The organism is Streptomyces rectiviolaceus, assembly GCF_039533825.1.
GTDB lineage: Bacteria > Actinomycetota > Actinomycetes > Streptomycetales > Streptomycetaceae > Streptomyces > Streptomyces rectiviolaceus.
Window position 1 is genome coordinate 42,158 of the sequence record NZ_BAAAUG010000041.1, and the last position, 8,954, is coordinate 51,111.

Here is an 8,954-nt window from a genome sequence, read left to right on the forward strand (position 1 = left end):
GCCCTAGTCCACGAGCCCCGCATGGTGCGCCAGGATCGCCGCCTGGACGCGGTTGGTGAGGGAGAGCTTCGACAGGATCCGGCTGATGTGGGTCTTTGCGGTGGCCTCGCTCATGTGCAGGGCCGCGGCGATGCCGGTGTTGGAGAGGCCGCCGCTCAGGGCGATCAGGACCTCGCGCTCCTTTTCCGTCAGGGCCTCCAGGCGGCTGCGGGCCTCGGAGCGGCGGCGCTGCCGCCCGGCGGAGGGGCCGTCGTCCTCCGTGAAGCGGCGGATGAGGCGGCGGGTCACCTTCGGGGAGAGCATCGCGTCGCCGCGGGCCGCGCTGCGCACCGCAGCGATCATGTCATCGGCGGTGGCGTCCTTCAGCAGGAAACCGACCGCCCCGTGACGTAGCGCTGTCTGGACGTATTCGTCCAGGTCGAAGGTGGTCAGCACGACGACGCGCGGCGGGCGGGGCGAGTGGGTGAGGCGCTCTGTGGCGGTCAGGCCGTCGGAGCGGGGCATCCGGATGTCCATCAGGACGACGTCCGGCTCCAGGGCGGCGGCCATCGACACCGCCGTATTGCCGTCCGATGCCTCGCCCACCACTTCGATGTCGGGGGCGGACGCCATGATGGTGCTGAGCATGGAGCGCACCATCCATTCGTCGTCCACGATCAGGACCCGGGTCGTCGTCTCGCTCATCGCGTGGCTTCCATGTGGGTGGGCTGCTTCTGGGGTACGTCGTCCAGCGGGATCTCGGCGGCGATCTCGAAGCCGCCGTCCGGGGTCGGGCCCGAGGTGAGTTCGCCGCCGACGAGCCGTATCCGTTCGGCGATGCCGAGCAGGCCGTGGCCGCCGCTGGGCAGACCGGAGGGGTTGCCGCCGATACCGTGCCGGTTGATCACCGTGAGGTGCAGCAGCCGGCGGGTGCAGTGGACCCGGACGTGGGTCTCGGCGTCGGCGGCGTGCTTGTGGACGTTGGTCAGGGCCTCCTGCACCACCCGGTAGACGGCGTGCTCGATCAGGGCCGGCAGCTCGGGTGGGCGTGTGGTGCCGTGTTCTCCGGTCAGTTCGAGGGTGACCGGCGTCCCCAGGCTGCGGGAGTCGGCGATCAGGGTCTCCAGCTCGGCCAGGCCGGGCTGCGGGGCGAGCGGGGCCTCGGATCGGGTGTGCAGGACCTCCACCAGCGAGCGGAGCTCGGTCAGTGCCTCGCGGCCGATGGCGCCGATCTGCTTGCCCATGTCGACGGCGGAGGCGCCCTTGGTCACCTCGAGGGCGGTCGCGTGCAGCACCATCAGGGCCACGCGGTGGGTGACGACGTCGTGCATGTCCCGGGCGATCTGGGCGCGTTCGTCGCTGCGGGCCTGCAACACCCGCTGCTGCTGATCGCGTTCGGCCCGCTCGGCGCGCTCGCGCAGCTCGGCCATGAGGCGGCGGCGGGCGCCCGTGTACAGGCCGAGCAGGGCCGGGAAGACGCAGATGCCCACGCTCATGATGGCCGCGTCAAAGCCGCCGCCCCGCCATATCGGCAGGGCGACCACCGTGACGGCGACCGTGGAGGCGACGGCGACCCGGCGCCAGGAGGCGGCGCGGTCGGCCAGGGTGTACTGCGCGAACACCACGGCGATCCAGGCCGAGAGCACCACATAGGCGCCCAGCGCAGCCAGCAGAAGCAGCTCGGGACGGCGGTCACGGAACCATGCCGCGAGGCCGACCACCAGCCCGACCGGGATCGCCACGAAGAGCGGCGGGTGCGCGGCAAGGTAGTCGAACCTCGCGGACATCCCGTCGATGGTGACCGTGGCCGCGGCGAGGGCCAGCGCCAACAGGGCGCCCTCCACCGGCCGCAGGCGTTCCCGGTGGGCCGTGAGGCGACTGTCCCATGTCATGGCTGGAGGCTAGCCGCGGTGCGGGAGGGCACGCGTCAATCGATAGTTGTACGCGGCATCGCCCGGCCCGCGACTTTCCGCCGAGGAAGAGAGCGAGGATCGGCGGATGCCCGGCCGGTGCGGTGATCGCCACGCTGACGGCATGCCTCAGATCACCGAATCCACCGCAGCAGGGCGCCGCCGCCTCCGGGTCCTCGGCGACCAGATCGCCCGCGACCTCCGCCGGCCACGCAGACGCCCACCACAGCCGCCGTCGACCGCGGCCCGACGGTCGCAGGGCCGGGGGTGACGGCCATGTACGTAGCCGTAGCCGGACTCGAACTCGGTCTTGGCATCTTCCTGCTCCCCGCCTGGCTGATCGCCGCCGTCACAACAGGCCTGCAGCCAGGCCGTCGCACCGCCGGCCGCATGCGGCGGATGTCCCGTATCGCGCTGGTGCTGGTGGCCGTCGCCCTGCTGCTCACCGCCGCCAGGCTCGTCACGTACGGGCTGCTTGCCCTCCATGGGTGGGCGTTCGTCGGCGACCGGCGGCTGTTCACCACCTTCGTCATGCTGCTCCCGGCCGTGATCGCCACCGCGGTCTGGACGGTGCCGTGGCTGGCATCCGCCGCCCGGAATGGGGTATCCCCTGCTCGAGCGAAGCCGAGAGCTTGGGGAAGGCTGCCCGACCCGGATGCGCCGGTGCCGCTGGATGAGCAGTCGCGCGCCAGGTCCCCGCGCCATGTCGTGCCGCCCCGGCTCGCGGCCTTCGGCGGCTTCGCCTGCCTCGCGCAGATCTTCCTGCCACCGGACCGGTCGTTCTGGATCAGTCTCGTCACCTACGGGTTGATCACCGCCGCGGTCGCCGGGCTGCTGGTCTGGCGTGCCAACGCGCGGCTGCAACGCCTATTCACGGGCCGTGAGATCCCCTGGCGACGGGCGCTGGCGGTGCGGCTGGGTACGTCCGTGGTGGTGCTCGGCACCGTGGCGGGGCTGGTCAATCACGGAATCGCCGGCAGCCGGCTTCCGCACACCTTCTCGATGATGAAGGGCAGCGCCGACTGGGGCGGCGGTGCCTCCGGGCAGCACCACGACATGGCCCACGGCCACCACATGGCCCCGGGCACCGGCGGGGCGCACGGGATGTCCGTCGATAAGCTGCGCGGTCCCAGAAGTGGTACGCCCGACCGGCGCTTCTCCCTCACCGCGCAGGCCAAGAAGGTAAAGCTGGCCTCCGGCAGGACGGTCGACGCCTGGACGTACAACGGCCGGGTCCCCGGCCCTCAACTGCGGGTCACCGAGGGCGATCTGGTCGAGATCGAGCTGCGGAACGAGCTGCCCGGCAAGACCCCTGTCACCATCCACTGGCACGGCGTCGACGTCCCCAACGGCGAGGACGGCGTGGCCGGCGCCACCCAGGACGCGGTGTTGCCCGGCAAGTCCTTCACCTACCGCTTCCGCGTGGAGGAGTCCGGCACCCGCTGGTACCACTCCCACCAGGCCGCCTCCGAGCAGGTCGAACGCGGCCTCTTCGGCGCCCTGGTCATCGAGCCGAAGAAGCAGACCAGGCCGGTGGACAAGGACGTCAGCGTCCTCGCCCACGACTGGCAGACCGACAAGGGCCTGGTGTCCGCGATCGGCGCGTCCGACGAGCTGGAGCGGCGCCGCGCCGAGCCGGGCGAGAAGGTGCGGGTACGGCTCACCAACACCAGCGGCGCCACTCGCGAGTTCGCCCTTGACGGCGTCCCGTACAAGGTCACTGCCCTGGACGGCACGGACGTGCACAAGCCGACCCCGCTCAAGGGCAAGAAGCTGGTGCTCGGCGGTGGCAACCGGATGGACGTCGAATTCACCATGCCGGACGGGCCGGTGCGGGTGACCGACGGCAGCGCGCCGGACGCGGGCATCGTGTACTCGCCGGACGGCAAAGGGGACTTGAACGCGGACCTGAACGGCGGCCCCGAATTCGACCCGTACAGCTACGGCAGCCCCAAGAAGACGGAACTCCGCCCGGACAGCGACTTCGACCGCGACTACAAACTCGTCTTCGACGAGTGGCTGGGCTTCTACGACGGCAGCTTCGGGCTGAAGCAGACCATCAACGGCCATGTCTTCCCGGACACCCCGATGCTGATGATCAAGGAAGGTGACCTGGCCCGCGCCACCTTCATCAACCGCGGGAGCGAGGACCACCCGATGCATCTGCACGGCCACCACATGCTGGTGCTGAGCAAGAACGGCAAGCGGGCCTCCGGCAGCCCGATGTGGCAGGACACCGTGCTCGTCCGGCCCGGCGAGGAGGTCCAGGTCGCCTTCAAGGCCGACAACCCCGGCATCTGGATGGACCACTGCCACAACTTCTGGCACAGCAAGCTCGGCATGGTCATGCACCTCGCCTACGACAACGTCACCACGCCGTACGAGATCGGCGGCCCCGTCGGCAACAAGCCCGAGTGAGGGTCCTGACGCGCCGGAAAGAGCCAGACGTACGGCCGCTCCGAGGTCCCAGGACTGCACCCCTAGCATCATGGGGACATCGCGTGATTCCCCGGGGAGGCACTATGGACCGGCGGTACCTCGCATCCGTCGCGCTGGCCGTGGCACTTCTGTCCGCGTGCGGCTCTGGAGGAGACTCCGAGAGCGCCGCAGACTCTGAAGAAGGTGCCCGTAACGCCGTTGAGTCCTACGTCAAGGCGTTGAATGCCCGTGACGCGGACCAGTTGATCGAAGTGGGCGGCGTACCCGACGATCCCCGTGCTCGGCGCGAAGCCCGTCAGATCCTTGCCGACAAGGGCGGGCGGGGGCTGTCGATCACCGGAGTTCAGATCGACCTCGACATGGGGCCCGACGCAGGTTCGGCGAAACTGGCGGCAGAAGAGAAGTCCGGCAAATCGACGTCGTCCACGGAGTAGGCCCGGTGCGTTCCTTGGGTGCCTCGTCGAGGCTGCCCACCCTTACGGCAGGATGGACGCATGAGCATCGTCAAGATCAACGTCCTGACCGTCCCGGCCGAACAGCGGGAAACCCTCGAAAAGCGCTTCGCGTCCCGCGCGGGTGCCGTCGAGAACTCGGACGGCTTCGAGTGGTTCGAGCTTCTCCGTCCCATCGAGGGGACTGACGACTACCTGGTCTACACGCGGTGGCGTGACGAGGAGTCCTTCAAGGCGTGGATGGAAGGGCCGATGAAGGCCGCGCACCAGGGCGGCGGCGCAGGGGGCGGGGAGCGGCCCAAGCCCGCGTCCAGCAGTGCCGCGGTCTGGTCGTTCGAGGTCGTGCAGCAGGCCGCGCCCAAGGGCTAGGGAAGCGAAGCACCCGGGCGCGGGAAAAACAGGTACCGGCGCGCGGCAGCCCCGTGGTGCCATGGGCCCCATGATGTCCACCGACCGGATACTCGCCTTCGCGGCCATGTCGTTCCTGCTCATCGTGATCCCCGGGCCCAGCGTCCTGTTCGTCGTCGGGCGGGCGCTGGCGCAGGGGCGTCGTGCCGCGCTGACCACCGTGCTGGGGAACACGATCGGTGCGTACGTACTCGTCATGGCCGTCGCGCTCGGGGTCGGGTCCGTCGTCGAGCGTTCGGTCGTCGTCTTCACGGCGCTCAAGCTGCTTGGCGCCGCCTACCTCGTCCACCTCGGGGTCAAGGCAGTGCGCCAACGCGCCTCGCTGCACGCCGCGTTCACCGGGGACGGCCCTGCGCACAGCGGGCTGCGTACGTTGTGGGAGGGGTTCGCGGTCGGTGTGGCCAACCCGAAGACCATCGTCTTCTTCGCCGCCGTGCTGCCGCAGTTCGTCGACCGCGAGCAGGGGCACGTCGTGCTGCAGATGCTGGTGCTCGGCCTCGTCTTCAATGCCATCGCCATCGCGTCCGACAGTGTGTGGGGCCTGGTCGCGGCCACCGCGCGCGGCTGGTTCGCGCACTCGCCGCGGCGGCTCTCGATGATCGGTGGGGTCGGCGGGCTCACCATGATCGGGCTCGGCGTCAGCGTCGCCGCCACGGGGCGCAAGGACTGAGCCGGGCGAGGGGCGAGGGGGCGTAATTCGCTTGCGGGGCATGGCAGTCGCGTCCCGAGAATGGCCTCCATGAGCCATATGAGCCGCATGAGCGACATGAGCAATGTCGAGACCAGCAACGCAGGGTCCGCCTCCTGGACCGTCGTTCCCGAAGCCGTCGACTCCCCCGTCGCCTCGGCGCTCTGGCGCGCGTACTACACAGAGGTCAGCGACCGGTACTACCTCCTCCATGAGAGGCGCAGGACCGCCCCCGAAGAGCTGGAGCGCGAGATCGCGGCGGAGACGGGCGACGACCTGCGACCGCCCACCGGCGCCCTCTTCGTCGCCCGGTACGGGGGCGAGCCCGCGGGGACGGCCGGGGTGCGGCTCATGGGCGACCTGAGGGGCGTCTGTACCGCCGAGCTCAAGCGCGTCTTCCTCCGCGAGGACATGCGTGGCAAGGGCGGCGCCGCGCTCCTCCTAGCCGCCGCCGAGGACGCCGCCCGCGCGCTCGGGGCCGCGCGGATCATCCTCGACACGCGCCTCGATCTGGTCGAGGCCAGGGCGCTCTACGCACGGCACGGTTACGAGGAGAGCGAGCCGCTCACCGAGCGGATGTACGCCGAGTGCTGGTACGCCAAGAAGCTGGCGCCTCGGGCCGGTTGAGGTCAGTTGAGGGCGGCACCCCGCGGCCGGAGCGGCGTTGCGGCGCCGCTCAGGCCGCAACGCCGCGCTGTGGAGGCTTCCCGTCGTACGGCCGTTCGGCGTCCGATCCGCACATCTCGGCGCCGAGTTCCTCGACGAGCTTGACCAGGTCGGTGGGCCGGTCGGGGCCCCACCAGTCGCCGAGCAGCTCGGACAGCGACTCCTCGCGGGCCTTGGACAGCTTGGCTACCGCCGCCCGCCCCTCGTCGGTCAGGGTCAGGCCCATGCCCTCGCGCCGGGCAAGACGGCGCTCCTCGACCTGGCGGGACGCCGCCGTGATCACGGACAGGGGCACGGTGCTGCGGTCGGCGAGCGTCGCCGGTTCGACGTGGCCGTGGCGGCTGATCCGCAGGAGGAGCCAGCTGGCGGCGGGCAGCAGGTCGTAGCCCGCGCGCTCCGTGATGCGTACGTAGATCTCGCGGCGGCCCTCCCGTGTGCCGAGGACCGAGAGCGCCCGCGCCACCTCGTCGTACGACGAACGCTCGACGGGATTGCTGGCGAGCGTCTGCGTCGGATCGGGCGCCGTGACCGAGCCGCGCAGCTTGTCCTCCTTCAGGAACCAGGCCAGGACGAAGGCGACCAGGGCCACCGGCGCCGCGTACAGGAAGACGTCCGTGATGGACGAGGCGTAGGCGTGCACGACGCCGGGGCGCACGGCTGCCGGGAGTTCGGCGATGCCCCGCGGGTCGGACGTCAGGGAGTCGGCGCTGACGCCGGGCGGCAGTTGCTGCCCCGCGACGGCGTCGGAGAGCTTGGTGACGAGCCGGTTGGCGAAGATCGTGCCGAAGATGGCGACACCGAACGAGGCTCCGATGGAGCGGAAGAACGTCGCGCCGGACGTGGCGACGCCCAGATCCCCGTACGGCACCGCGTTCTGCACGATGAGCACCAGGACCTGCATGACCAGGCCGAGCCCGAAGCCGAAGACGAAGAAGAAGGCGCTCATCTCGCCCGTGCTGCTGTTCTCGTCCAGCTGGTGGAGGAGGAGCAGTCCCAGGGCCGTGACACCGGTGCCCGCGACCGGGAACACCTTCCAGCGGCCCGTACGGCTGACGATCTGGCCGGACGCGGTAGACGAGATCAGCAGGCCGATCACCATCGGCAGCATGTGCACGCCCGACATGGTCGGCGAGACGCCCTGGACGACCTGGAGGAACGTCGGCAGATAGGTCATCGCGCCGAACATCGCGAAGCCGACCACGAAGCTGATGATCGCGGAGAGCGTGAACGTCCTGACCCGGAACAGCTTCATCGGGATGACAGGTTCGGCCGCCTTGCGCTCGATGGACACGAAGGCCACGGCGAGCACGACGCCGAGCACCGCGAGGGCGATGATCTGCGGCGAGCCCCAGTCCCAGGTGGTGCCGCCGAGCGAGGCGACGAGGACGAGGCAGGTGGCGACGGCCGCGATCAGGAAGGTGCCGAGATAGTCGATGGTGTGCTTCGTCGAGCGCACCGGGATGTGCAGGGCCGCGGCGATGACGACGAGCGCGACGACGCCGATGGGCAGGTTGATGTAGAAGACCCAGCGCCAGCTGAGGTGCTCGGTGAAGAGCCCGCCGAGCAGCGGTCCGAGGACACTGGTCACACCGAAGACCGCGCCGAACAGGCCTTGGTACTTGCCTCGTTCGCGTGGCGAGACGATGTCGCCGACGATCGCCATCGACAGGACCATCAGACCGCCGCCGCCGATGCCTTGGAGCGCGCGGAAGCCGATGAGCTGCGGCATGTTCTGCGCCATGCCGCAGAGGGCCGAGCTGACCAGGAAGATCACGATGGCCAGCTGGAACAGCTTCTTGCGGCCGTACTGGTCGCCGAGCTTGCCCCAGAGCGGCGTCGCGGCCGTCGCGGCGAGCAGGTACGCGGTGACGACCCAGGACAGGTGCTCCATGCCGCCGAGTTCGCTGACGATGGTGGGCAGTGCGGTCGAGACGATGGTCTGGTCGAGGGCCGCGAGCAGCATCCCGAGGAGCAGTGCTCCGATGGAGACCAGTACGCCGCCGTGTGCGTGTACGTCCGGTGGCCCGGGGACGGGATCTGGCTCCGGCCCCACGGGGCGGGCGCTGACGTCCTGCGTCATGGACACCTCCTGAGGGCTCCCGCGTGTCCCGCGAGGGGCTCTCCCTCTCCATCCTGGTCCGTGTGGCCCGTTATGGCCTGTTGAAGCCAGGGTCTGCATAATCGCTGGAGTTCTCTAGGGGCGGGGTACCAAGAGTGAGCAGCAGGGAAACGCGTGCGAGCGGCGCCGAAAGCGGCCGGGACGACGGACCGGGCAGCGGCCGGGACGACGAGCTGGGCAGCGGCCCGGACGACGCTCAGCGATGTCCCGAATGCGGTACGTCGCGCGAGCCGGGCAGCGCGCCCGCCTGCGGCTGTACGGAGCGGGCCGCCTTCGCGGCGCGGGACGCGAGG

The 8,954-nt window shown here is 70.2% G+C and carries 8 protein-coding genes and 1 pseudogene; 6 read left to right on the forward strand and 3 right to left on the reverse strand.

Annotated elements, in window-relative coordinates:
- Positions 1–3 precede the first annotated feature (3 nt).
- Positions 4–684 carry a response regulator gene (locus ABD378_RS13980; RefSeq protein WP_344521054.1) on the reverse strand — a complete coding sequence of 227 codons (681 nt, stop codon included), beginning with the start codon at positions 682–684 and terminating at the stop codon, positions 4–6.
- Positions 681–1,871, reverse strand: a complete 1,191-nt coding sequence (locus ABD378_RS13985) for a sensor histidine kinase (RefSeq protein ID WP_344521055.1) — start codon at positions 1,869–1,871, stop codon at positions 681–683. Before ABD378_RS13985 ends, ABD378_RS13980 begins: the two co-directional genes overlap by 4 nt.
- A 294-nt stretch (positions 1,872–2,165) precedes the next feature.
- On the opposite strand from ABD378_RS13985, the gene ABD378_RS13990 reads away from it, so the two are divergent.
- The 5 genes from ABD378_RS13990 to ABD378_RS14010 all read left to right on the forward strand — a co-directional run bounded on the left by ABD378_RS13990 (position 2,166) and on the right by ABD378_RS14010 (position 6,503).
- Positions 2,166–4,307 carry a multicopper oxidase family protein gene (locus ABD378_RS13990; protein WP_344521057.1) on the forward strand — a complete coding sequence of 714 codons (2,142 nt, stop codon included), beginning with the start codon at positions 2,166–2,168 and terminating at the stop codon, positions 4,305–4,307.
- Positions 4,308–4,411: 104 nt separating this feature from the next.
- On the forward strand, positions 4,412–4,762 hold the full coding sequence (locus tag ABD378_RS13995) for a hypothetical protein (RefSeq protein ID WP_344521058.1): 351 nt from the start codon (positions 4,412–4,414) through the stop codon (positions 4,760–4,762).
- Between the two features lie 60 nt (positions 4,763–4,822).
- Positions 4,823–5,149 carry an antibiotic biosynthesis monooxygenase family protein gene (locus ABD378_RS14000; RefSeq protein WP_344521060.1) on the forward strand — a complete coding sequence of 109 codons (327 nt, stop codon included), beginning with the start codon at positions 4,823–4,825 and terminating at the stop codon, positions 5,147–5,149.
- A gap of 70 nt (positions 5,150–5,219) precedes the next feature.
- The gene (locus tag ABD378_RS14005) at positions 5,220–5,858 is read left to right on the forward strand and encodes a LysE family translocator (RefSeq protein ID WP_344521061.1); all 639 of its coding nucleotides are present in this window, start codon (positions 5,220–5,222) and stop codon (positions 5,856–5,858) included.
- Positions 5,859–5,936: 78 nt separating this feature from the next.
- Positions 5,937–6,503, forward strand: a complete 567-nt coding sequence (locus ABD378_RS14010; protein ID WP_344521270.1) for a GNAT family N-acetyltransferase — start codon at positions 5,937–5,939, stop codon at positions 6,501–6,503.
- A 49-nt stretch (positions 6,504–6,552) separates the two neighbouring features.
- Here ABD378_RS14010 and ABD378_RS14015 read toward each other — a convergent pair whose 3' ends face one another.
- On the reverse strand, positions 6,553–8,622 hold the full coding sequence (locus ABD378_RS14015; RefSeq protein WP_344521062.1) for a DHA2 family efflux MFS transporter permease subunit: 2,070 nt from the start codon (positions 8,620–8,622) through the stop codon (positions 6,553–6,555).
- A 134-nt stretch (positions 8,623–8,756) separates the two neighbouring features.
- On the opposite strand from ABD378_RS14015, the pseudogene ABD378_RS14020 reads away from it, so the two are divergent.
- Positions 8,757–8,954 (forward strand): annotated as a pseudogene (locus ABD378_RS14020) (hypothetical protein); the annotation flags it as partial.